The sequence below is a fragment of the Brevibacillus sp. BC25 genome, assembly GCF_000282075.1.
In the GTDB taxonomy this organism is placed as follows: domain Bacteria; phylum Bacillota; class Bacilli; order Brevibacillales; family Brevibacillaceae; genus Brevibacillus.
On the sequence record NZ_AKIX01000028.1, the window covers coordinates 262211 to 285820 of the forward strand.

The window sequence follows — 23610 nt, forward strand, 5'->3', positions numbered from 1 at the left end:
CGTTACCCTCCTTTACAGTTCCAAAATATATTCAATGCTCTCACGATGTGTGGCTTCCCTTTGAAGTGGCGACTGATTCGTCACAGCTAACAGGAAACCCATATCCTTCACTTCATCCGGTTTGACTACCTGTTTATTAATTGGTAATCCATCTGCCAATATCGTACCCGCATATACACCCGTTTGTCGGTATGTGCATATGGGAAACTCATCGAATCTTAGCCAAGCTTGCACATATACCCATCTGCAATCGGCTAACCGCGCTTCGTCCTCATCAATGATACGCCACTTATGACCTTGCTGTTCGATCGTTCCATTTGTATCATCTGGCGTGACAAACCTTACTTGGTCAGCTCGCTTTAACGCCACAATCTCTGTAATCGTCTGGCCATAAGAGACATCTGGAACCTTTTCTGGGTTTTCAGTATTCCACGGAGATGTTTTCCCAACGGCAATAAAAACATTCTTGTCCTTGGCCAGATGAACTGTCTGATATGTTTTCATACCTTTTACATCACTTGTTTTTGAAGGCAATTCATACACCCCCTATATCGTTTTTGTAACCTTCGATTGCTGAACATAAAATACTTCGTCAGCAAATGTTAAATCATCCGTAAACAATACGTTAGGTGACCACCAACTCTTGCGTTTATGTTTTATGTTTTGCAATGAATGCTGCGTTACCGAAAGAGCTGTATCTTTTTCCTTTCCGCTCAGTTCATCGTCCCAATGGTCAACCGTAAGTATGTCTCCATATCTGTCCACACCTACACCTGCTGATCCTCGTTCATACTCGATCTTGTGAGATAACGCAATTGAAAACAAGTATCGAAAGCCAGCAAGTCCCATTAACTTGACGATGCCCTGTGCGATTCCAAGCGTTTCCGGCGTTGTATAGATGACGGAGGTTAATGGCGCGTATTCCCAGCCGTCAGCCATGTATCCAGATTCGGAAGCAACTAGCCCGTCTTCTGGCATCAGTCGATATGATTCTTGCAGCCCAAATCCTTGTGCAAGAATAGATTCAACCGTCAACCTGCCGTTAGCAGCTCTCAGTTTTGCAAGCAGGTCCTCATCATCGGCAGCGTCTAGTTCACGCCTCCAAAGTTCTAATGATTCCTTGTGCATGAGATGAAGAAAAAACGCTTTCCACATGTCGCTATCTACTGGCAAATAGCCGGAAGCCGCACTCATAATCGCACGCATATGCCGACTTTTTTTATAGTCACTAGATAGCTCCGCCATCAGTACATTATCCTGATCTTCGTTCATTTGATCGTCACCACCGGATCGATTTGTGCATCTGGCCTTAGTGTAATACTGGACGTCGGCAAAAGGATTTCAGCATCTGTTGCCCCAGCTCCGACCAACGCTGCAAATATCTGTGCAAGAAATAAGGTACCTCCAACCCCAATCGAACTGGTATAAGCAAGTATTGCTTGTCGTGCTTTTTCTTTGTCTAATCCCCTAACAGCAACCTCAATTTTCACTACTTGTTTACTAACAAGTCGAACAATTACATCCAGACCTGGCGGCTTGCGGCGGTCAATTATCTCTTGAACCTTCTCGAGTAAATCAGGGATTGTGCCACCAACAACTATGTCTACGGTGCCGATCCCTCTTATCAAGTTTAGTGCTGACGCATAGTTTACCCCTGGTATTGATCTAGCCCAGCGCTCATAGTCGGGTAACGCTCCACCGCGCTCAGGATTCCGTTTATGGCGCAATATTCGGTTGCGTAAATCCTCCGTAGGCTCGTTTTTATCCAGTGCTAACCCGTAATCTATTGCCATAAGCTCTAGGTACTTCCTCGTCGCAGTTACAGCAAAAGCTTGTTCAATGATCTTGCCGCGTTCTTTATGATGTCTGAATAAGGCTAGTGCAATTGGCGCAAGTGCATCGTAAATAATTGAACCTTCACTTCTATCAAAATCCTCTGGTACGGTGAGTAGCATTTCATATAAAATTTGCTGAAAGGTTGAGCTTTCCAGAAAACTTAGATCAGTTTCAGACATTGATACTCATCTCCAAGACCCCTTCCTCAGTAAGCATCAAAAAGGATATTTTCAAGGTGTTACTTACCCACTCAAAAATGAAACTTTCGCAACGTTCTATCCCATGCAGATATTCTAAAGCTTCCCGAATCAACCGCTTAGCCTCTGCCTGCTTCCACGCTCTCGTTCCATCACTCCTAATCAGCTCTTTCAGTTCATTCCCATAATCTGAGGAATAAATAGAAAACATATAGCGATCAGTTCGTAATGCTTTTGTAGCTTTTTGGAGTAGTGCCTCTTCTCCATCAATTATGATTGACTTGCCGTCAGGTCGCACGGGAAACTGCCCTGTTTCGAAATCAAACTTATACGTTCTGAGAATATTTTTAATGGGACGTAGTTCCTGTGCTGGGCTATCATCTGTCACTGGGAAAACCGGAAAAATACTCATGGGCGTCTCACCCTATCTAGGATGTAATAGGCAGAGTCCACAGATAACACGTGTACTTTATCGTTTAACTTCAAAACGTCCTCAAATTGCAGTAACAAATAGTTATGTTTGAACGAGGTAAACGGTGCAGCCAAGTCATCCGTGTCTAAAAAATCTTCCTTTTTCATGTCACCCAGATCACGCTCTTCTTTTTCTTGATGGGTAATCGTGACAATTCGTGTATGTCTCGTCAAATGTTCTAAGACAGTAATAAACTCCTTCCCGATTGGTTCTGTCATACCATCTATCAAGATTTTCAAATCTGGTGGAGGCTTAATGACAGTTGCCAACTCTATTCGTATATCCTTTGGGGGTGGATTTGCCCCGCCAGCTCCTTTTGTTTGATTGGCTGAAAGAACTTGGGCAAGCTTTTGATAGCCATTCACCTTCCATTCACCTCCATTTGCAGATCGAGTTTCATTTCATGGTAGCCAGGACGGATGGTATGACTGTCTCCGAAAACAGTAAACACCCCTTGCAGTTTCGTAATTTCCTCGTAGACTTCTATTTTTGTCCCGGCGATGACGTCATCAATTCCCAAGGATGTGACCGAAGCCTGTTCCTTGACTCGACTTAGATTTTGCAATTCTTGTTTTGCCAACGCAATTTTGCTTCCCCGATCTTCATCTTGTATTTCTATCACCTTAACTAGATGTCCGTACCGATTAGCATTAGTAGAGTCAACTTCATCATGAAGAATAGAAACGTATTCACTGTCGCTCCCGACGACTCTAATGACTGTTCGCATGTTTGCAATTGATCGCTTACGCTCCGCATTCAACAAGTTACTTCCCTGCTGCATCTTCCATTGGATGGATTGTCCGCGCTGTGTACCGACGTACACCTTTCCCAGTTCAATCCAACACCAGTAACGAACACCAGATGATCGATACACTTGATTGAGGACGTCTACAACCGCATCCCATACACTCTTTCCGCGAATGACTTGTTTTTCCACGGCAGGCATTGCTCCAATGCCCCCAACGGGAATGCCATGCTGCCCGAAAATGCGCTTTAGAAGCTGATCGGCAGCTTCACCTGTTGAAACCACAGCTACATCGTTATTGAGTAAATAAAAGCCGAAATCATATGCTACTGCGTTGATATCTCCTTTTGCTGTCCTTCCTAAGTCAACAACCATACCTGTGAAAAGTGAGCGTGGAGTGCCAGACATAAAGGAAATCAACTCTATCAAGTCGCCTTCTTCTACATTCACATCAGGCCAAAATCGATCCCGACCATTGTTGGTTTTAACAGCCAGAGTACGCTTTGCTTCCTGACGACTTCCGGACCATGTTGCTTCTGAGAAGGGAAGGCGAAGCGCTTGCTTACCCGGCTTTTGGAATCGAACCTCGTAATGATATTTTGGCAGCATCAGTCTCCCGCCTTTCCGCCCAAGATTTCATCGTGAATGATACTTATCAACCAATGATTTTTTTTCTTCTTTTTTCTTGGTGGCTGACACCTTTGCTTTTCGTGTATCCGGTCGCTTCCCTTTACCTGTTGTTTGGAAAGGAATACTCACCTCAGTACTCTCCATGGTCACGAACCGATACTCTTTCAATGCCAACTTGAAATCTATGTCAAACCCGTCCCATTCGTAGCTAAAATCCCGTATGGTCACTGGAACATTGATAATATCTTGTTCACTTCCTGTTACTGTAAAGCGAATCGGGTAACCCGAATTTTTCCACCGTTTCAAAGTCTCCACAAATTCTTCTGGAGACGGAAAACCATCGTATTCACACACCCCCGGATCATATGTCTCAGGCCAAAACGTAGAAAAAGAATACTCTTCCAAGGTTGACTCCCCGATGATAGTCGATTCCCCAATGGCAACCAGTTCAATATCGATGTAGCTATGCCCAATCTTTACTGCTATTTTTGGTGGAATGACAGGAAGACGAAGCTTTTCAACGTTATTGTTCCAGGTTAGCCAGAACTCAAGGTGCTTGTATTTCACTTGTTTCTATATCTCTCCTCTCAACATAAAAAGCACACCCGTTTGAGTGTGCTTCTACTTTATAAATCTCGTAGGCTATTTAAGTGGAAACGCCCAATTTTGATTGACAATTGCTGTAATGGAAAAAATCCAGTAATATAAGTTATATAACTGGATTACACTAAAAATGACCGCAGGTGTTCCAGCACCTACGGCCTATACAACAGACGTTCCCTATATGGGGGCGGCTCAAGGATTCACTAGAGATAGACCTCTCCGGATTTGGACCCAAGGGAGGTCTATTTCTTTTTGGGGAAAGACAGGATCGCTACCACGAGCATTGCGAATGAAATCATCAACGTCAATGCTTGGAACACTGTCACAGGCGTCACCTCCCCCCGTTTCCGACATGGGAGATGAGCCGACCACCCTTGAGGAGCCGATTCTGTAGTATATGGAAGATTATAACATGTGGAAGCTGCCGTATGAGAATATATTTCCTCTTATTCAAGCACGATAGAACCTGTACCGGCTAATACGTGTCCTATTTTTTCTGCAAGCAAATCGGCCATCTTCTCACATAAGCTCTCTAATTCTTCCTCAGAATTCTCTATTGTTGATTGCACAGTCAATTGAATAGTGGGACGGAAGTCAATATAAAAAGAAGTTGGCTGCTCACTTGGACTTGTATACTGTGCCTGAGTTCCACTTGCTATAGAAGGTGTATAACTTGGAACCTGACTAAAAGTGCTATCCAGCGCTGCAGCTAATGAATCACCTGAGGCTTCAACACCGATTGCCATAGTCTCAGGAATTGCCATCCCACTATCTGTTAAGCGAGAAAAAGGGCCAAGCTCAGCATCCGAATGCGGTAGGAATTGATCGGCCCATTCTAATGCACTGGCAATAGCATTTGCTACTTCGTCCTTAACAGATAAGATCCCGTCAACGATTGTCAGTATGATTTTTTTGCCGCTATCAAACAAGCCACTTATCCACCCATCAAACCAGCCGTCGATCGTAGTAAAGGCGTTGAAAAAAGTTTCCTTAATTGTCTCCCATGCCCCTGACCAGTCACCTGTGAGGAACTGGATAAAGGCAGTGAACAACCCTTTCCAAAAATCAATGACCATACCAAAGTAGGCAGAGAGTCCTTCCCAAGCTGCGATCCCCACGGATTTAATCCATTCCCAGCCTGCTACTAGATAAGCACTGACCATATCCCAATTTTCATAGAGCCACCAGCCAACGGCAATTAATGCTATCACTGCTGCTATTACTAGAAGAATAGGCCACAACGCACTTATTGATGCGATTCCAAACCCAGCCATTGCCCCAGTCATTGTTGCAAAACCAGCTGATACTGGCATCCATATGCCAGCCAGGAAGATCAATGGACCTACTAATAACGCTAGTGCAGCAATTACCATCAAAAACGAAACAGCTACCTTCGTAATAAATGGATGCTCTTTTGTAAATGTCCCAATCCCCTTTGCAATTTTTGCAAGAAGACCAACAATTGGTTTAGCCGCTTCTAATACGGAGTCACCTACAGGATCAAAAGCTAACTGCATTTCATTTGCCATAGCTTGCCATTCATTCGATACCTGACCGACAATTTCGGTTGTTTTGCCAGCGAAATCCTCAAGTGGACCAGCATTAAGCATGGCCATTAAAGCATCCCGTCCAACATCTTCATACTGAGTTCCAAAGACGTTTCCTAAGACGTCATCTTGTAGCTTCTGATCCTTGATAGAAGCAATCCCTGCGGTGATCGTCATGATCGCATTTTCTGCTTCTTTTCCACCGGCTTTGATCTGATCGAGCATTTTGAACAGTTTATCCTCACCGAAAATACCTTCAAGAGCGCCTAAGGCTTTCTCATCCAGCGCTTTGTTCAATCGAATGCCGAACGACTCTTTGAACGCATCTCCCAACTTGTCAAAATTAAATGCCTTTTCAGCTCCTGCAACGAACATCCCCATCATTTTTTCAGCACTGATACCTGCCTCCGCGAATTGTGGTGAGTATTCCCAGATTGTATCGAGCAAATCATCTGCCTTGTCACCCACTCGTTGGTAAGCAGCTGTAATCATGTCCAATCCTTTAATTGGGTCAGTAGCCCATTGCCCTTGCATCACATCCAAAGCTTTTGCAATGCTTGCTTGATCCAGATTACCGAAAGAAGCCTTTTCAAGTGCGAGAGCACCTTCAGCCACTTTCCCAATCTGCTCGTCTGTACCCTCTAAAAGTTGGCGAAGCCTTCCGTACGATTCAGCAGCTTCCAATGGCGTTTCTACCAAACCTGATGAGAATACCCCTTTGGCGCTTTCTGACAGGCTTGACATCTCAGCGTCAGTAGCACCTACATTCGCCTGAAGAATACCAAGAGCTTGATCCATGTCATGTGCAGCGATAGCAGCCGTAGACAATCCTGCTGTAACGACCGCACCTCCCGCCGTTGCCAGCCCGCCAATTTCCTCAAGATGTCCTGCAACGGCATCTACATGCTCAAGTGATGCTGCTGCTTCATCACCAGCTTTTGCAGCTTCGCGGAGAGCTCTTTCCAGCCTCGAAGCCCCTTTACCATCAACGGCACTGGCTTCTTGATCTACACCAGCAAGTTCCCGAGATAGTCTTGTTGCTTGCTGGTAAGCATCATCCAAGGCACTTTCCATTTCCCTAATCGCGCCGTCATCCATGTTTTCAATCGCATCTTCCACATCGCTTGCAGCATCTTCCACATCATCGAAAGCATCTAAGGTTTTGCCGAGCATACGTAGGAGAGAAGTGAGTTGCCGACTTATCTTGTCTTCAAAAGCAAGAGTTGTTGTCGCTGCCATTGGTTATCTCCTCCCCTTTACCCGCCGACCCTTTGGCCGTTCTAGTTTTTTTGCCTGCTCTGCTTTACGCTCCATTTCCATCGCTGTGGAAACCAAGACGAACTGTTTTTCGCGTTCTGGAAGGCATAGAATTTCTGACGGTAACCTTTCTTTCTCTTGCCAGATATAAGAAAAGAGAGCCAACTCAGGACTCTCTTTTATTAGTTTTTTACCTCTTCCTCAGCCTCCTCATCATCCGTGAAATCGCTGATCTTAGAGATAGCCTCATGAAGTGCATCAATTTCATTCGGGCTGAAGATGCAAGGGACTACATCCACAGCAGCAATCTTACCGAACTTCGCAAGTACTTGTTGAGAATCGATGCGAAAATCTGTACGATCCGTGTCGATACCTGCAATGATGATCTCCGCTTTCAAACGCAAGTCATCAAACTCCACTTTCCGTTCTGCTTTACTCTTCTTACCGGATACAGAGACCTTCAACGCTGCCTTTCTTGCTTTGAAATACACTTCACCGGAAACCGATCGGATCGGCAACTTGACGCCTTTCTTTTTCCAATCCCATACGTCCTTTACGACTTCTTCCGTATTCATGCTTAAAAAATCTTCCATCGTCAAAAACTGACTCATTTGATGTTCCTCCTTGGAATAGCCCTGATATTTTTAAATAAACTCGTAGTCGTCAACTGTACCTTCGAGGGATGTATCTTCATCTAGTTCACCGTGGCTCCATTTTGCTAATGACAGTGAATCGGGGCAAAAACCAGTCACAGCGACGCGATACTTACCAGCAATTTTGTCGTCGAGTTCCCCAATGAAATTCACTTTCTTTTCAGGGTTTGCTGCAATTTCCATGATGAGTTGCTGGATATCCGATGTACGTTCAAACGTAGCTGTCATGCTAACAGAAGATGCCAACACACGATGTCTTTTTCGAAGCTTCCCAGCCCTCTTACTTTCTCCCTTCTCAAATTCCTCAGAGAGCTCGAAGCCAATGCACTCGGGAAGTTCCCTTCCATTCTGGTCATAAAAATGCCCATGAGTACCGGAATACGTTTCTTTCATGCTGTATCACCTCACTTCGCTTTGTTGTAGATATAAATTTTTTCGAGCGCATCTTGATGGCGGAAGCCAGAAATGAAATGACCCGCATTACGCGCAGGTGTGTAAATCGGATCATCCCCGTGATATTCCGGGTCTTCGATGAATTCGTAATCATTCGCGATGACTTCCAGCGTGGCAAGGGGTCTGAAAACTTCTTGCTTCATCATCTGGCAAAAGGCAGCGCGGCGGGCAGGACTGTTGCTGTTTGGCTGCTGACGAATCCACTCCTTTCCTGCTTCCTCTTCTGCATGGAGAATGGTGTGGAAGGTGTCAGCCACTCGAATCTTTCCGTAATCTTTTGACTGATCAGGCCCCGGAATAGTCAGGGTATTTACAGGCTCCTGGATGATAACCTGCCGATTGTCCATGTTCAGCATGAGTACGCCAGCTTGCACCATTTCGATTAAGTCCGCATCCGGGTCCCACTCATGTGTTAAGGATTCAAATGGCGTAATGTACAATGCCATCGTGTAATTAAGAGGCAGTGAAGCCATCAGGGATGCAATGTAAATTGCCACTTTTGAACTCGCATAGGTGTTGCCTTTCCAACGTGCTCCACTTCCTACATTGACAACAGCCATGTGGTTCACATCGGTAGATGCTTTCATGATGGTTTGCTTGTTTTTATCCCTTGTTTCATCGCCGCCGAAAACAAACTTGATGTAATTACCCACCACGTTTTGCTGTTTAGTCCAGTCTTCCGCTGCCGCATTTAGGGCAGGATCAGCAATCCCAAGAGTAAACACACTATACTTGCCTTTTTGAGTAGCCAGCGCGCTTTGATAGGCGGTGTATTTTGTCGCCTCTACGCTTGTTCCGCTGTTACCTCCAATCAGGCTTACACCTGCAGTTGCTTCGGGAAGCGTATCAGCTATCTTTTTCAAGACCACGAACTCACTATCATTGAAAGCCTGAACCAGTTCATCCACCGTCTTCGCTGCACGACTGTCCACCAGCTCAGCTCCACGATAGATCAGCAACTCTGTTTTGGTAGCATCCAACAAGCTTGGCTGCACGACGACTTTCAAATTGTTGCCTGCCTCGCCTTTGTACTTGGCTTCCACAAGTAGAACATCGGTTGCAGCACTCTTCAAAGCCACACTTGCGACGGCCGCATTATCCCCTGCCACGCGGCACAGCAACACCTCTGTTGGATAAGGGTTAGCTGCCCAAATCAAATTAAACGCTTCTGTGACTCCAAAGATTTTCTCAGCGGAAGACTTGGATCGGACTGTTACAAATTCCCCGATCGGTCCCCAATCTGCGACGATTGGTAACGCAAGCTTTCCACGATTGCCGATTGTCGTTTGCTCTTTGATGAATGACTTCAAAAAGGAGTAAACACCGGATAAGACCTTGTTTTCTCCCAACTGATATTGTCCAGCCATTTACATCACTGTCCTTTCTTTGAATTTCTTCACGAATTCCTCTGCTTGATCGACAGTCATCTCGTCTGGTGCATCAAAAAAGGTAGCAATGGCTTCGGTTCGGTTTAACCCGAACTTTTGCTCTGCTACCTTCAAGATTTGCTCTTTTTTATAAGCTGGTTTTTCCTGCTCCTGTTTGCGAGACATGAGGCTTGCCTCCTTTCCTCAATGATTCATCGTAACGTCTATGAATCACTTCTAACGGGTCGTAAACCACCGGAGTATACGGGATATATACGGTGTATTTCAATTCAAACGATCGATCGAGGTTATCAGGCTTACTCATGGTCAAACGACATTCTCGTAAATATCCTACCTGTTGCTTGTCGGTGCCGTAGAGCGGAAGAGTCCATCGACGATCTGCAAGGTCTTGCCTGACACATATAGAGAGAGACAAGAGTTGTTCAGCATCCTTTGCCATCAGAACAAAGTTCATCGTCCCTTTCTCTCGGTAGGCATCAGCACGCCGTGGCTCCGGAATACGAAATGGCTCTTCTACAAACCACATAGTCCGTTTAAAGTCCTTGGGCACAGAAAGGTTCTCTGTTTGAATACCCGTCAGAGAAAATAGCCAGTGTCGTACAGACAGCACATCATCACCCATCAGGAAACAGCCTCCTAGCTAAATCATCTAGCTCTTCTTTTACCAACTCATCCATGATCGACTCAACCTCTGCTGTCGATCTCGCAAGATAGTGAACACCGGGAAAACGCTTCCCTTTCAAGATCATGCCGTCTGGATGATCAGGGACATAGATGAATTTTTCTCGATCCCAGTATCCCGGCACAAATTGCCCTTTCCTCTGAGTGAACCCTTCTTCCACGTAACGCGCATATGACAGGTTGGAGCCTACCGTGATTTCAGCTCGAAGCCCACTTAGGACCAAATCAAATACATTTTCCTTGTGACCAATAACCAGAGAAGCACGAAGAATCCCATCCCGTACTGGAACCCTATCTTGAGCTCCCCGCAACACCTGCATACCAGCCATACGGGCAACCCGATCCATAGAAACCTGTACTTCACGTTTGTTATGCTTTTTCAAACGTTTGTACATACGCTCCAGGTCTCTCTTATCAACCTTTGCCATCAGATTTCAGGTTCCTCTCCCGTGGCAGGATCGATCATTGTAATCACTACTTCGTAATGATGTAAGCTTTCAGCGCCATACACAGGATAAGGGAGACTGACTTTATACAGGCTGCCTGTGAATTCAGGTTGCTCTATTTGGATTCGCATACCCGCTTTTAAATTTGCGTACAAGGTGTGCATGAGTGAGTCGTGAGGCGTCGCCTGTCGCCCTGTAAGCTGTTGAATGCGACCGGGGGAACCGGACACCCTGCAAGGCACTTGCTGAACAACAGGAAGCCATTCTGAGCGGTCTTTTCCCCCAGTGAAAGAGTCAGGTTCCCCCCCGACATCCAGAAGGGTAAAAGAGTGGCACAGAAGCCGTTTATATTCGGTTAGATCATCCACAGCTTCTGCCCCCTGTTCTTGCTATATTTTTTCAGAATACCTTCGACTTTGGGGTCATTGCTCACATAGGAAAACGTCTCCTGATAATCCCCTTGCTTGGTACTGCTCAATCGTCGATCTTGGGCCATGTCTTTGACCACCATTGCAACGGCCAATTTCAATTCAAGAGGGACAGGTTCAGGTATCGTCACATGCCCCTCCACATAAACATTCGCCCGTAGAATGACTGGATCAAGACGGCTCAGTTCCCACGAAGCAAATTCAGCATAAAAACCGATCAGCTCACTACTTGTCAGAATTGCCATCGGTATTCACCGGCGTCTCTTCATCTGCAACAGGGTCATCTTCCAGCTTGTATCCCAATGGTTCATACACGACTTCAAATGCTTTCCGCGTCACTTTTATTTTTTTCTTGTCCTTGCCACCAGTGATTGTCAGTAGATCATTTTGTTTTTTCATGAATGATCGCTCCTTTTAGGTAATTAAGGCGTAGGTACAAATCCAGTTGGTCGAAGGACACCAAATGCCCCTTCTTTGATAACAAGGAAAGCAACTTGGAACGTAGCTTTCAATGCAACCATGTCTTGCTCTGCAAGAGAAAGAGGCTTCCCATCCGCACCTGAAATGCTTTGCAAGGTAGCCTCTTTCAAGATTTCATATTCGATGTCTTTGAGAATACCGACCTTCGCCTTTTTGAAATCACCTGCAATCAGGTCCGCCTTCGTCTTGTCCCAGGCTCCGTTACGGCTGTATTCAATCGGCAAGGAGTAAAGGGAATCTTCTGTGACGCCTTCACGAACACTTGTCAGGTAAAGTGGATCACCGTTGCTATTTTTCAAACCGCGTAACGAGGATTTCAAGCCATTGTGTGCGGCAAAAGCGCGGGGCTCCTGGTCGTCTGCTTCAATGAGTGCCATCACACTATTTACATCGTCTGCCAAGTTCTGACCAGACACGGAACCACGGGTAAAGCTATTGCCTGCCTTTGTAGCAGCAGTGAGAATGTCAGATGTAAATGGCGTCTCCGTTCCCATGATTGTTGCCGCGTCCAGTTTGGTATAAAAGGCTTCCACCACATAAGGCTTTAGTTCTTCAAAGACATCAACTCTGGAACGATTCAGCGCTTCCTTGGTCAAAGGGATAATGACTGCCAGTTTCTTTGCTGTCAATGTAACCTGTGTCCACCGTGCACTAGATGTTTTGATACGTTCACCCTCACCCACCCAATATGCGCCGGGCTTATCCAAGAACACCGGAATTTTCTTTGTTTCTGTTGTCATTGGCTCTAGTTGAGCCAGCTTAAGGATCGTCGAACCCCGCACCACATCCTTGATGATTTCTTGCGACGTCTCTTCTGGGATAAGTCCACTTAAACTGCTACTGAGAATTACTCCTGCTCCATTGAATCGCTGTAGGTTAAAGCGGAAGATGGGTGTTTTCGTTTTTTGTACCATGAATGATTTCCTCCTTAGATTCGCTGCAATTTACGCAGGTCTGAGATATTTGGAATGGTAGACTTTTCATTGGCGGGTGGCCTTGCTCCAGGAGTTGTTCCCCGCGGCGTTTCATCTGACTTCAACCACGGTTTAGAAGTGATGAGTTCAGTAACATACTTATCAATGTTCTTTACCTTTCCTGCATCTGTCACCTCGACCTTAGACAGATCAGCCAGACGAATGGCATCAGACAGTTTGTCCGGGTCAACCCCCTGCTTGATTGCTTCCAAGGTGAAGGCATTCTCAACGCGCATGCTTTGGATCGTGCTATTGGCAGTTTTCAAATCGGTATCACGTTCAATGAGCTTTTGTTCAGCCGACTTTTCAGCCTCCTGCTTTTGCTTATGGGAATCAACGATTCCTTTTAAATCGTCAGCCTTTTCAATCCCCAGCCCTTTGAGGAAGTCACTGACTGCACCTTGAAGGGCGCTATCATATTCCTCTTTAGAGCCAAACGCTACCGCAGGCTTACTTTCCCCGCCCTTATCGCCGCCACCATTTTGTTGTGCGCCTCCGTCATTTGCTCCAGCAGCTCCACCGGAACCACCGCCTCCATCGTTACCACCTTGCCCACCTTCCCCTCCTCCATCATTGAATCGTTGCAAGCGAAATAACCATTGTGACTTTTTCACTTCGTACCTTCCCCTTCCTCGTTTTGAATTTCAAGTGAAACATGTTCAGGATATTGCTGTGCTATTGCTTGAATTCCCAACAACGCGGTTTGCATGATAGTAGAAATTCCAGCGCAAACAATGTCCTTTCCATGCTCGGCATAATTCGCATGTCCAACGGCATGTATTTTCATTTCACCGTCGTCCAGATACGCTTGAATCTTGATCACATCGATCTCGCCTCCTTTCAGGCAATAAAAAAAACACCACGATTTCAATGTGATGCTACTGGGGCAATCCTTTTGCCTCTGCCCATTCTTTATAGGTGCGTGCTGAAGTGTAGCCTCTCTCCTGATCAATCCGGTAAGAGCGCTCGCGTTCCAGCTTCTCCAAGACCTTCGATTTCATGACAGGCCGCCAATACGATCGGCAATTAGGATGATTAGGTATACGTTCACCCTCACGCCCTGGATTGTCGGCCGTGTCATAATCAAGCGGATATCTTTTACCGTCCAGCTTGCGGCACTCAGAAGAAGTACGCTTGTCCAATGTGGCACAAAACTCCTTTTCGCTCACAATATCTGAATTGGCTTGGTAAGCCATCGTTTGCCCTTGGGCAGCAGCCCGGTTTATTTCTGTACGAGCAAGGCGCTGGGCGCTTGACCAACTCTCTTTTGTCCTTTTCGTTATTTCCTTAGCTGTTCGGGTCACACCCCATCCCTGAGCTGCGCCCTGCGTGATTACATCCTCCATTGCTGCCGCCAACAGGTCAGTACGCATGCGAATCCGCTTGGAAAAATGCCTGCCTTTCCATGGTCGCTCCAATACAGCAAGCACCATCCCGGTATTGATCTGTGGAAGCCGAACCTCTACTTGTGCATCCTGTTCAAGAAAATAGAGATGATGGAATAGGCTGAGCTTGTACTCTTCTCCCCATGTAATTCGCAACTGCTGCTCTTCTTCTATGCGGAGAGTGTGCAGGATAGTTTTTATACTTGTCATGATGTGGTCGAGACGTGCGGCATTATATATCAAGGACACTAATTCTTCTCCGCTTTCAGCAAATCGAGCGTAGAGGTCAGTAATTTCTTGCACAATGCTTTTATTGGCTTTGGAGAACAGCTTTTTTAATTTGACCCCATGCTTTTCGAGTCTCGCTTCCAGTTCCTCTTGATAACGTTCCTCTCTGCTCATGCCGCTACACCTTCAGTAGGCTCGCCATCAGGCGGTGGGTCATCTTCTGGAGGCTCCTCGTCTTCTAAAGCATCAGGGTCCAGCATCCTCATTCTGCGCTCAGCTTCTTCGACTTGCTCATCCAGCAACTTTTGACGGGATGCCTGCGGATCATCTACAAACGGCAATAGAGCCAGCCTTTCCTCATGGGACAACTGACCAACTAGCTTTGTTACGATCTCCACCATTTCCACTAAGTTTACCGGCATGTTCTTCGCGAACTTCACGTCGACAGCCTGATAATCCCATTGCATACGATATTTCTGATTCAACATGCCAGTAAGAATGCGAATTCGGTTACGGAATCCCTTGCCGTACTGACGCATCTTGATACCTGCTTTAATGTCGGCGTGGTAAAAGAGTAGCTTTAGTGCAATTCCTGACGCCGCTGTTCCCACTTGATCAGGCCGCAGGTGCGGTGTTCCCGTTTGATCGAGAATGGATTCAATCAGACGATTGATCGTATTCTCTTCGTGCTGGTCTTGCAGATCCCAAGTGATTGGCACCGCCTTTCCGCCGACAAGAATCTGAGACGTGGACCACATCTTTGCTAGGTACTGTTTTTTCTTCTCCACATCGGTGATTAGGTTCCCTTCTGGATCGTAAAGAATCAAATCGTCCAAATCGAGGTCCTCAAACAGCACTTTCGGATTCTTGAAGTATTCCTGCACATCTACCTTACCAGTGACAGCCTTATTAATCGCGTCCATAAGATGCTTCAGGTCTGACAAATCGCCCATCCCCTCAACCATCCCATCATCGCGGTTTTGCTGATGCTTCCGCCGTCGATTGACGTAGTGCGTCCATGGGACAACAGCCTTTTGTTGAACCTTACCGTCCTGGTCCTTTATCTGAACCGTGATGTTGTGTAACGCCGGATTCTCTTCACGACCAGTGTCCAATATGAGCGCTGAGCCTTCTTGTCGAAGATACGTGATCTCTTGTTCGTCGTATACTTCAACCAACATGGTCTTAGTGTTCTTAGTGGCATCCGTCAATGTGTAGTAGCGAATGACAGCAATGAGCTTCGCCTTAACGGTGGTGTCATACACAGCGATACACTCGTCCGCCTTGAACTCGGCAATGCAAATCTGGCCATCCTCGTCAAAGTAATAGTATTCGAATACTTCACCATCGATTGACCCGTCCTCAATGATGTCATAAGACAAGCTCTCTTCATCATTAGCCATCAGGACAGCTTGCAGCTTTTTAACGTATTCTTCCACGTCTGTTCCTGCCTCATTGGCAGAAAAGCGAATAGGGTTACTAGCAATGTATGAAGTACCGAAATCGATAATTTTCCGAGCAAAATTTAAGACGATTTTGTTATTCGGTTTGCCCTTTTCCTCCTGCTTGTAGAGAATGTCCTGGTCTCCATCGACATACTTCCGCATGAGCGAGTAGTCCTTCGTCTTGTGCTTTTTTATCAGGTCTGATACCCAACGCCATGAATTATTAGCTTTGTTCTCTTCGTAAAACTGCTCCAAAAGCATCGTTTGCATGATTTCTCACCCCCTTCATTTTTCTCATGATGCTTTTTCAGGTATTTTCCAAGGGATAACTTTGAAACGACTGATAAGAAACTGACGGAACACCTTGCTGTTCCAAACCAGATATCGCAATGAATCCATTGCATGGTCATTTTCTTTTAATGGCACCTCAGCACTATCACCAGTAGTACCCTCTGGATAACGATAGTTGGTCAACTCTTGGATGACTTCTTTCAAGTGATCAGAAATGAAAATGTTTGGCCTGCCGTTGTCACTCTTCACTTTGAACAAAATAGAGACAGCCCGTATCCCTTCTTTTACGTGCTTCTGTGCTGCCTTGGCTGGCAAACCATTGGTCAGGTACGTCTTGATGTTACTGGCGTTCTCTGAGTCGCACCAAAATCGGCTGATTCTCCATTTCTTCATGAGCTCCTTGTCTTGAGCCACCCAGCAATCTGAACTGCCGGGAACAAGAATCTCCATCTGAGCCTTATAGATCGCATCCACGATCCACAACTCGCCATTTGCAGTCATTGCCCCAACAAGAGTAACGCCGGGGTTCGTAAAGCCCCAGTCCTTGCCCGCCTCAATGTGAACAAAATGTCCATCTTTGAACTTCTGTTCGCAAAGCGCGCGCGGTACGACATGAATCGAACGATTAAACTCTTCATAAACCTGCCCAAAAAACACATCGAACCGGGCGAAAATCTCCCGGTCCACATATCGTTTCGGCATGGTTTCAATCATGCGCTGAATATTCTTTTGTAATTCTGGCAGCGGATTGTCTTTGCTCGTCCAGTAAAAATTCCACCATTCAGGGTCATTACGATATTCGTCCAGTTGACCGCCTGCCTGCGTGTGCTGCCCGTTCAATACGATGTCATGATAAAACCAGTTCATTCCCTCAGGCGTAGTCGTCCAAACGCTCCAGCCGCCTTTATCAGCGAGAGCATAAGAGAGATATCCGCTCCAAGTCTGCTCCTTCATCTTGGAAGCCTCATCAAGCCACACGCCATCCAGCCCTTTACCGACTAGCGTCTTCGGGTTGTCGGCAGATTTAAACTGAATGAGAATGTACCCTTTCAGCCACACCCGATTCTTGGATAAATCCCAGCTCTCGATCATTTCTTCTGGAATGACCGCACCCAGCTCTTCCTGCTGAATCTCTGACATGGAATATGTCGGAGACACACACCAGTATTCAAGCCTTGGCTTAGGCTTCTTCATCACTTTCAGATTCCGAGGGGGCTTGTATGGCAAACCCTTGTCTGCCTCAATATCTGAAAGGACTTTATCAAAAAACTTGCGGGCGCCCACGTTCGTTTTACCACCACGACGACCACAGTTCATGACTACGTTTCGGGCATCGCATTCCATAACTTCAATTTGTTTTTCATGAGGTGTCCAATCCGCGAATGGATCGAGGTCAAGTTCCAGACTTGTCACGTGACCACCTCCGGACGGTGATCTGTTTCTCAGGACCGCCGCCGTTGCTCAACAATTGTGCTTTGAGCTGTATTGCCTTCAATTTTTTGTCTTGGACTCTGGTCAGTGCTTCTTCAACTGCCAGGATATCTTCAATTGCTCGATACTCTGTCTCTTCAATTTCTGCTGTTACCAATTCCTCGCGTGTTAGAACAACTGTTTTGGTCCCGCCTGTTTTCTCATCATCAACTTTGATCGGGTCTTTGATGGAGAGTCTCTTCTGCAAGACACGACGTTGTTTCTCCGTTAACCCTTCCGTAAACTTTCGAATCCGTATCATCATCCGACGTTCCCTGATACTAAAAAAACGAATCTGCTCATTTGCTTGAGCCAATGGATCGAGGTCAATTTGCTCGTAAAGTTCGCGTTCTTCATCGTCAAGGGTATCAAGCCAGATGGTTTCATACTCACCTGTTTTAATGGCGTTCTGATTCTGTAATGGTGCGCCGCCATTGTTGCCAACAGCATACCTGTTTCCTTTGGGGGCACCCTGTCCGCCGCGATTGCCAAGGGCGTTTTTGTTTCCCTTTGGTGCTCCGCCGCGATTGGTAACGTTACCTTTCGATTCATTGATCACATTACTTTTCTCATGGGTAACGTTACCTTTGAGATTCTCGTCCCATTTGTCTTGATTCTTCCACTTGCGAACTTGAGAGTCAGAGACACCCAACTTTTGGGCAATCTCTTTCAACGGTATTTCTCCGCCGCTATCCTGCCACAGCTCGAATGCTTTGTTGCGGTTTGGACTTCGTTCTCTTGCCATTACATTTCACCTCACCGCCTTTGATTTGGATAAAAGAAAGAACCCTTGGAATCTTGGAATCCGAAGGGCTCGTATGTGGTACTGACTCTGTAACCACTGCTATATCAGTATGCAAGTCGAAAAAATTCAGGTCGCCTAAACGCTTTAGGAGTAGAGGGACAATCAGACAGGTCGACAGACCGTCAGAATCGTCCCTATTTTGCGTTTTGTTGGTGTATCCCGCCTGTGTATAGCCAATCACCTTTAGAACTCGATTATGAGCCTCCTGCACCGTAGAGTCTGAGTTGTTTTACCTGAGTTGCCAAATCGGTATAACGAGCAGCGTTGGCGGCTCTTTAAGGAATAGGGAGATTAAAAAACTTTTACTCCTCTGAAAGTCACAAACTCATCTGCTTTGCGACATTAAACCTATGAAAGGAGAGGGTCTTTATCACCATCGAGAAAAAATTCATTTTCTTCGCAACGCCCAGCCTTACAAGAACGATTGTTACTGAGGGAAGACCAAAAATATAAATAAGGGGATTGATTCTATTATGCAAAAAAACCAAGCTAAAACTAAGAACTCTGGCAAGGACAAATTCATTTCTGTCATTCTCAAAGTAGTTGGATGGGTACTCACTCGAATAATACGTAGCTACCTTATTGACACCATCTCACTCGCCTTTGAGCAATTCCAAGTCCATCTCAACGAGCTTTCGGAAATCATCTACAGTTTGTATCTTGATTTCGCCAGCTTTCAGTTCTTTGACCCACTGAGCGATAGCTGCTTGTACTACCTTACGATACTGGGCTCTCGACTCCATGATTTGCTGCAATATTTGGGCTTCATGTTGTAAAAGTAGCGCATCTTTGTCAATTTCACTGTTGTTCATAGCTGTGACACCCTCGGCTTTCCATGTTATGATGGATGACGAGATAGTGGCTTTTGGATTCCGTGCGCACGGGTTTCCACTATCTCAGCCGGGGTGATCAGGGGGACGTTGACGCGTCTCCCTTTTTATTTTGGATAAGGTTTATGCAAAGCTAGAAGCTTTTTACGCATTTTCTTGTTTAATGGCATGAGGTATTTATGTTTTCCTTGTGTTGTGTAGTTTTCAGCATGGGAATCAATATTCTTTCTGATCCAATCCAATCGTTGGCTTCCCTTCCCATACCTCGAATGAATTGATTTCCCGTGAGTTTTTTTCCCATGGATGACAAAGTATCGTTCACCTTCTGTCTTCCCTTCATAAATCCAGTTGGTTGCTTGATATATTCCGCCATGATGATTTTGTTCTACATCTGCATAACTCACTATCAATTGAACATTGGGGGACTGCTCTTTCAAGAATTTGATTGCCTTTGCCAATATTTCAGACACGAATGACTTGTGATTGGTAAGCGCAACCCTTGTCAATTCGCAACATTCTGTTTGGGTCAAGCCGTAAGGTGAACCGATCCTGCTATTGGCTCCACGACTAAAAATAACAACTCCAATGAACTTGTCATCTTCCCAGGCTCCTATTTTCACTAGCTTCCCAGCAGGGAGAGATTTGCTATAGTGGAAGTTTTCACAAGCAAATTTCGCCGCTTCATAGGTTGCCCAAGCCACTTTTAACTGCGTCAATGTTCAAACTCCTCTCCGCAGTGCGGACACTTCACCAGTTTTGAATTCAGAACCCCTAAATCCCCTTGGTCTTCTTCTGTGCCAGCTTCGAAATTCGGTATCTCAATCTCTCCGACCATTTGCTTGAGGTCTACATCATCAAAGCCCGATAAAGCAATGTCTACCCCTTCCTGCTGCAATTCAACAAGCAATTGCGTGAGAGCATCTGTGTCCCAATCACCGCTAATCTTGTTCAATGCAACGTTCAAAACCTTCTCTTGGATTTCATCCAAGGACACAACAGAAACCTCTATTTCAGATGCTCCTTGCTCTACAAGGATTTTAAAGCGTTGGTGCCCGCCGACGAGATTACCTGTTTGCTCATTCCATACCAGTGGCTCGACGTAGCCAAACTCTTGAATGGATCGTTTCAGCTTCTCATATTCGGGGTGACCCGGCTGCAAATCTACCCGTGGGTTATACGGTGCTGGGTTAATTTTAGAGACTGATATTTTCCGTATGTCCATGCTGTTCAGCTCCTTCGTGGCGATAAAGTAAGAATTAAGAATATTGCCAGCCCTTTAATTGCTGTATGCCTTGATGCTGTTGGGCTGGTTCCGTATTTTGGGGGTGTAATGAAACGACTACTATTCCAGTAGAAAAGTATATGTTTTCTTTCACCGCAAAAAATCTGGTTGAGGTTTAGAGCTTCATGACTTGGCTGGCTGTTGGCTTCTGGCGACCCCCTAGTCTAAATTTGGGTCTTCTCCTGCCTCTGTAATCTCCTGGCTGAATAGGTGCAGGAGCCACGCTTCTGCTGTCTTCCCGTTGAGAGAATACAGTGGATTGATTGCCAATGCTGACCGTCCTTCCAAGTCAGTTCGACGCATTATGTGCAGCTCCACGAATGTCTTCACGATCCTACGTGCTGTTGGATAGGAGCAGTCTGCGATGCGGGCAAGGTCTTTGACGGTAAGTGGCATCCCCTTTTGTCCGCGCTCATTATCACCCTGCAAGAGGTTAGTTCCCTCGCTGGCATATGGAGCGATTTTCAACAAAAAGCCAGCCTCAGCGAGTGACAGCTTTCTGAGCCGTCGCTTTGCCTTTTGGCTGGCTTTGATCTTCACGAATTTTGAGCTGCGGCCTACAGGTCGAAATACTTTTACAATCTCGTCCGACCGGCGCAGCACTTCCTCGGTATAGAAAATTTCTCCTGAAACTGAGTCAACAAACTGGCGCACTACATTTCACCCACCCCCAATAGAGTAGTGTCATTTCTTTACTGTTTCTATTTCCAACACTTCTATCTGCGCTCTGAACAACTCTCTGTCTAACAAAAATAGGATTTTTGTGTTTAATTCACCACTATCTATAGAATCTTTTACTTTAGTAACTATATCAATTTTTGTACTTATTCTCGTTTTAGATACTTCCGATATCTTTTCACTTCCAAAAGTAGGTGTTCTTGGTGGATTCGCTAATTGCCTACGAATTTCAGAAAGATCTGGGACTTCATTTTTATTTAAAGCCTCAGAAATGATCTTAAGTTCTAATTGTAACCCTTGAAGATATCTTGCAGTTTTTTGTTTTTCCTCGAATAAAGATAAAATAAATGCGTCTTCAGTTTCTTTTTTCTTGTAGTACTTTGCGACAATAACCCCTGATACCAACCCAGAAACAACCCCAACACCAAAAGAGACAACGATTTCGAACAATTCCATAAAATCACCCTCCGTACTTTATTTTGATTGAAGGTGACTCAGTTTGTCTATAGGAAACCCCACTTACTTCGGCAGGGGCCTCCGCCGCGAGCCAATCCTTTTGCCTGTTGCGGTCACAGACTTTCGGAGGCGGTGCAGAACAATCAATAAGCATTTGCCCCTGCTTACCGGAAAAAATCCTCTACACTCTTAGGGCAGGATCGGCGTAACGATTATGAGAGATACAGGACAAGGGGCGAGAGGCCGGAGCCGTATGCCTCGCATGTTTTCCCCTGTCCGGTAAATCCCAGCAGAGTAATTCGCGATTTCCTAAAGCTCCGAGAGGGGTTCCCAAAACTTGAAAACCGCTGTAATGCATACAATGAAAGATAATTGCATGGTTCCCTGCTACGCTCGCCGCAACTGGTGCGTTCAGGCTCAGAATATCCCCCTCTCGTAAGGTCACATTCGTCATCACCCATAGATTCGCTCAGGTACACCATTGATAAGGGATAGGCGGTATCTCCCAAGAGCCGATGTCGCTTGCTCTTGACTCAAGATTACCGATTCAGGCATTTCAAATCGTCCTGCCTTTTATCCGTTAATTTGTGCGGTATTTTATCGGGATTTTATCGACCTTTTTGAATGAAAAAGGCACTCAGATCATCCCGAGTGCCGTAGCAATTTGAAAAATAGCTTCTTTCTTTTTCGGATAATACTGGTCTTTAGTCAGGCCCAAATCTAAATAGACATTGATATCCTTCACCTGTGAAGTGCTGAGGTACTTTTCTTCGATAATCTGGCGTTCTACCTCATCCAACGAGTATTGTAGCGCTCGTTCGATTTGGCGTGCCTTCAACTCACTTGTCGTTTCCGTCTGTTGAAGGCGTGGAAACAACTGACTTATACCCTTCGCTTGAAGCTCCTGTTTGTTTTGGACAGCAACACGGAGGGCTTTGTATTTTTTCAATTCCTTCGCAACGGCCTTTCTGACTTCTGTTTCATTTACTGGTTGCAGAAATGACAGTTGTTCCTGTACCTGTGCGCTCATTTTCCAGATTCCCCCTCGTGGCAGCCCATGCTATAATGTTTTTGCCGAACATATTTACGGGCTCCCTGCTGGGGGGCTATTTTTTTGAAATACTATTTTGATTCCTAATCTTGTTCATCTGCTAGATTATTTTTCGGGAAGAGAGTTTACGTAACCGAATCGATTTCGCCAGAACCCGACTTCCCGACATTAGATATCTGTCTCCAGCGGTCCATGTATGACTCTTTTTGTTTTTTCTACGAACCGCAATGTAATTACGAGGAGCAGAAGCGTAAATTTTATAGCCTCTGGCTCGGCTGGCTCTTATAAATCTTCCATCTTCCCCTAGTGAAACGTTAGCAAAACGTACTCGGTTGAATACACGTTTTCTAAATAATATGGTTCCCCCTGCAAGCGCCCCTAAGAACTTATTCTGCTGTTTAGGGAAACGTAAAATTAGTAGCTTTCTTGCTTGGAGATAAGCCATATATGCCCGCTTCCCAACAATGTCAGCTCCTGTACGATGAAGATCATTCATTTGCTGTTTTAAATAATATGGTGAGTAGTAATCGTCATCATCGAACTTTGCGATAAATTGGTATTTCGTTTTGCTGACCGCATAATTTAAGCATCTGCCCAAAGAGACCCTTTCTGGAACTTTGTAGATAGAAATGTTCTTATATCCCCGCACTTTTTTTCGGTATTTTTCCAAGCTCATGCTATCTTTATTAATCACAATTACCAACTCTTTTACCCGAAACAACTGGGTCTTATAATTAGCGATGATATTATTAAAAAAATGTGGTCGGTTCGTGCAAGTAATAATGGAAACTCCGCCACGAATGCTGTTTTTATTTTTCCTCATCGCTCATCCCCCTTTTTGAAAGTTTGCTATACTTTATGCAAACTCCTATAAGAGGGAAAGGTACAACTCTACATGG

32 protein-coding genes are annotated in these 23610 nt (G+C 45.5%); all 32 read right to left on the minus strand.

Translation table 11 applies throughout. From position 1 onward, the window contains the following. Positions 1-12: 12 nt before the first annotated feature. The 32 genes from PMI05_RS07510 to PMI05_RS07660 all read right to left on the minus strand — a co-directional run bounded on the left by PMI05_RS07510 (position 13) and on the right by PMI05_RS07660 (position 23534). The gene (locus tag PMI05_RS07510) at positions 13-534 is read right to left on the minus strand and encodes a hypothetical protein (RefSeq protein WP_007719482.1); all 522 of its coding nucleotides are present in this window, start codon (positions 532-534) and stop codon (positions 13-15) included. Positions 535-546: 12 nt separating this feature from the next. After that, positions 547-1272 carry a hypothetical protein gene (locus PMI05_RS07515; protein ID WP_007719483.1) on the minus strand — a complete coding sequence of 242 codons (726 nt, stop codon included), beginning with the start codon at positions 1270-1272 and terminating at the stop codon, positions 547-549. Next, complete coding sequence (locus PMI05_RS07520) at positions 1269-2015, minus strand: baseplate J/gp47 family protein (RefSeq protein WP_007719486.1); 747 nt, start codon at positions 2013-2015, stop codon at positions 1269-1271. The genes PMI05_RS07515 and PMI05_RS07520 overlap by 4 nt, the downstream gene beginning before the upstream one ends. Beyond that, the gene (locus tag PMI05_RS07525; protein WP_007719488.1) at positions 2008-2445 is read right to left on the minus strand and encodes a DUF2634 domain-containing protein; all 438 of its coding nucleotides are present in this window, start codon (positions 2443-2445) and stop codon (positions 2008-2010) included. Before PMI05_RS07525 ends, PMI05_RS07520 begins: the two co-directional genes overlap by 8 nt. Then, complete coding sequence (locus tag PMI05_RS07530; RefSeq protein ID WP_007719490.1) at positions 2442-2870, minus strand: DUF2577 domain-containing protein; 429 nt, start codon at positions 2868-2870, stop codon at positions 2442-2444. Before PMI05_RS07530 ends, PMI05_RS07525 begins: the two co-directional genes overlap by 4 nt. Next, positions 2867-3859, minus strand: coding sequence for a hypothetical protein (locus PMI05_RS07535; RefSeq protein ID WP_007719499.1), 993 nt, complete (start codon positions 3857-3859; stop codon positions 2867-2869). The genes PMI05_RS07530 and PMI05_RS07535 overlap by 4 nt, the downstream gene beginning before the upstream one ends. Before the next feature lie 27 nt (positions 3860-3886). After that, complete coding sequence (locus tag PMI05_RS07540; protein ID WP_007719502.1) at positions 3887-4447, minus strand: hypothetical protein; 561 nt, start codon at positions 4445-4447, stop codon at positions 3887-3889. A 278-nt stretch (positions 4448-4725) separates the two neighbouring features. Beyond that, entirely contained in the window at positions 4726-4818 is a 93-nt protein-coding gene (locus tag PMI05_RS31765) for a putative holin-like toxin (RefSeq protein WP_221629570.1), read from the minus strand. Positions 4819-4929: 111 nt separating this feature from the next. Continuing rightward, the gene (locus PMI05_RS07545) at positions 4930-7269 is read right to left on the minus strand and encodes a phage tail tape measure protein (protein ID WP_007719505.1); all 2340 of its coding nucleotides are present in this window, start codon (positions 7267-7269) and stop codon (positions 4930-4932) included. Positions 7270-7469: 200 nt separating this feature from the next. After that, complete coding sequence (locus tag PMI05_RS07555) at positions 7470-7898, minus strand: hypothetical protein (RefSeq protein ID WP_007719508.1); 429 nt, start codon at positions 7896-7898, stop codon at positions 7470-7472. A gap of 33 nt (positions 7899-7931) precedes the next feature. Continuing rightward, positions 7932-8333: a phage tail tube protein gene (locus PMI05_RS07560; RefSeq protein WP_007719511.1), complete on the minus strand. Its 402-nt coding sequence runs from the start codon at positions 8331-8333 to the stop codon at positions 7932-7934. 11 nt (positions 8334-8344) lie between these two features. Then, a complete protein-coding gene (locus tag PMI05_RS07565) occupies positions 8345-9760 on the minus strand; it encodes a phage tail sheath N-terminal beta-sandwich domain-containing protein (protein WP_007719513.1) in 1416 nt (471 codons plus the stop codon). After that, positions 9761-9946 carry a hypothetical protein gene (locus PMI05_RS07570; RefSeq protein ID WP_007719518.1) on the minus strand — a complete coding sequence of 62 codons (186 nt, stop codon included), beginning with the start codon at positions 9944-9946 and terminating at the stop codon, positions 9761-9763. Next, positions 9909-10403, minus strand: a complete 495-nt coding sequence (locus PMI05_RS07575) for a hypothetical protein (RefSeq protein ID WP_007719520.1) — start codon at positions 10401-10403, stop codon at positions 9909-9911. The genes PMI05_RS07570 and PMI05_RS07575 overlap by 38 nt, the downstream gene beginning before the upstream one ends. Then, the gene (locus tag PMI05_RS07580; protein WP_007719522.1) at positions 10396-10890 is read right to left on the minus strand and encodes an HK97 gp10 family phage protein; all 495 of its coding nucleotides are present in this window, start codon (positions 10888-10890) and stop codon (positions 10396-10398) included. Before PMI05_RS07580 ends, PMI05_RS07575 begins: the two co-directional genes overlap by 8 nt. Further along, on the minus strand, positions 10890-11276 hold the full coding sequence (locus tag PMI05_RS07585; protein ID WP_007719524.1) for a hypothetical protein: 387 nt from the start codon (positions 11274-11276) through the stop codon (positions 10890-10892). Before PMI05_RS07585 ends, PMI05_RS07580 begins: the two co-directional genes overlap by 1 nt. Beyond that, positions 11264-11581 (minus strand): hypothetical protein, encoded by a 318-nt coding sequence (locus PMI05_RS07590; RefSeq protein ID WP_007719526.1) that lies wholly within the window; start codon positions 11579-11581, stop codon positions 11264-11266. Before PMI05_RS07590 ends, PMI05_RS07585 begins: the two co-directional genes overlap by 13 nt. Continuing rightward, positions 11562-11735, minus strand: coding sequence for a hypothetical protein (locus PMI05_RS31005; protein ID WP_007719527.1), 174 nt, complete (start codon positions 11733-11735; stop codon positions 11562-11564). The genes PMI05_RS07590 and PMI05_RS31005 overlap by 20 nt, the downstream gene beginning before the upstream one ends. 23 nt (positions 11736-11758) lie before the next feature. Continuing rightward, complete coding sequence (locus PMI05_RS07595; RefSeq protein WP_007719528.1) at positions 11759-12730, minus strand: phage major capsid protein; 972 nt, start codon at positions 12728-12730, stop codon at positions 11759-11761. A 14-nt stretch (positions 12731-12744) separates the two neighbouring features. Then, positions 12745-13404 (minus strand): hypothetical protein, encoded by a 660-nt coding sequence (locus PMI05_RS07600; protein ID WP_007719530.1) that lies wholly within the window; start codon positions 13402-13404, stop codon positions 12745-12747. Next, the gene (locus PMI05_RS07605) at positions 13401-13613 is read right to left on the minus strand and encodes a ribosomal-processing cysteine protease Prp (RefSeq protein ID WP_007719532.1); all 213 of its coding nucleotides are present in this window, start codon (positions 13611-13613) and stop codon (positions 13401-13403) included. Before PMI05_RS07605 ends, PMI05_RS07600 begins: the two co-directional genes overlap by 4 nt. A 55-nt stretch (positions 13614-13668) precedes the next feature. Continuing rightward, positions 13669-14577, minus strand: a complete 909-nt coding sequence (locus PMI05_RS07610) for a minor capsid protein (protein ID WP_007719533.1) — start codon at positions 14575-14577, stop codon at positions 13669-13671. Next, positions 14574-16118 (minus strand): phage portal protein, encoded by a 1545-nt coding sequence (locus tag PMI05_RS07615; RefSeq protein ID WP_007719534.1) that lies wholly within the window; start codon positions 16116-16118, stop codon positions 14574-14576. The genes PMI05_RS07610 and PMI05_RS07615 overlap by 4 nt, the downstream gene beginning before the upstream one ends. Positions 16119-16142: 24 nt before the next feature. Next, the gene (locus PMI05_RS07620) at positions 16143-17552 is read right to left on the minus strand and encodes a terminase large subunit domain-containing protein (protein ID WP_007719536.1); all 1410 of its coding nucleotides are present in this window, start codon (positions 17550-17552) and stop codon (positions 16143-16145) included. Beyond that, complete coding sequence (gene terS, locus PMI05_RS07625; RefSeq protein ID WP_007719537.1) at positions 17533-18354, minus strand: phage terminase small subunit; 822 nt, start codon at positions 18352-18354, stop codon at positions 17533-17535. The genes PMI05_RS07620 and terS overlap by 20 nt, the downstream gene beginning before the upstream one ends. Before the next feature lie 653 nt (positions 18355-19007). After that, positions 19008-19226 carry a hypothetical protein gene (locus PMI05_RS07630; protein ID WP_007719539.1) on the minus strand — a complete coding sequence of 73 codons (219 nt, stop codon included), beginning with the start codon at positions 19224-19226 and terminating at the stop codon, positions 19008-19010. Between the two features lie 125 nt (positions 19227-19351). Further along, on the minus strand, positions 19352-19960 hold the full coding sequence (locus tag PMI05_RS07635; protein WP_007719541.1) for a hypothetical protein: 609 nt from the start codon (positions 19958-19960) through the stop codon (positions 19352-19354). Then, complete coding sequence (locus PMI05_RS07640) at positions 19957-20466, minus strand: ParB N-terminal domain-containing protein (RefSeq protein ID WP_007719543.1); 510 nt, start codon at positions 20464-20466, stop codon at positions 19957-19959. Before PMI05_RS07640 ends, PMI05_RS07635 begins: the two co-directional genes overlap by 4 nt. Positions 20467-20685: 219 nt before the next feature. Further along, the gene (locus PMI05_RS07645; RefSeq protein ID WP_007719546.1) at positions 20686-21180 is read right to left on the minus strand and encodes a hypothetical protein; all 495 of its coding nucleotides are present in this window, start codon (positions 21178-21180) and stop codon (positions 20686-20688) included. Between the two features lie 30 nt (positions 21181-21210). Beyond that, the gene (locus PMI05_RS07650) at positions 21211-21660 is read right to left on the minus strand and encodes a hypothetical protein (protein ID WP_007719549.1); all 450 of its coding nucleotides are present in this window, start codon (positions 21658-21660) and stop codon (positions 21211-21213) included. Positions 21661-22297: 637 nt separating this feature from the next. Next, positions 22298-22690 carry an ArpU family phage packaging/lysis transcriptional regulator gene (locus tag PMI05_RS07655; protein WP_007719555.1) on the minus strand — a complete coding sequence of 131 codons (393 nt, stop codon included), beginning with the start codon at positions 22688-22690 and terminating at the stop codon, positions 22298-22300. A 121-nt stretch (positions 22691-22811) separates the two neighbouring features. After that, the gene (locus tag PMI05_RS07660) at positions 22812-23534 is read right to left on the minus strand and encodes a glycosyltransferase (RefSeq protein ID WP_007719565.1); all 723 of its coding nucleotides are present in this window, start codon (positions 23532-23534) and stop codon (positions 22812-22814) included. Positions 23535-23610 lie beyond the last annotated feature (76 nt).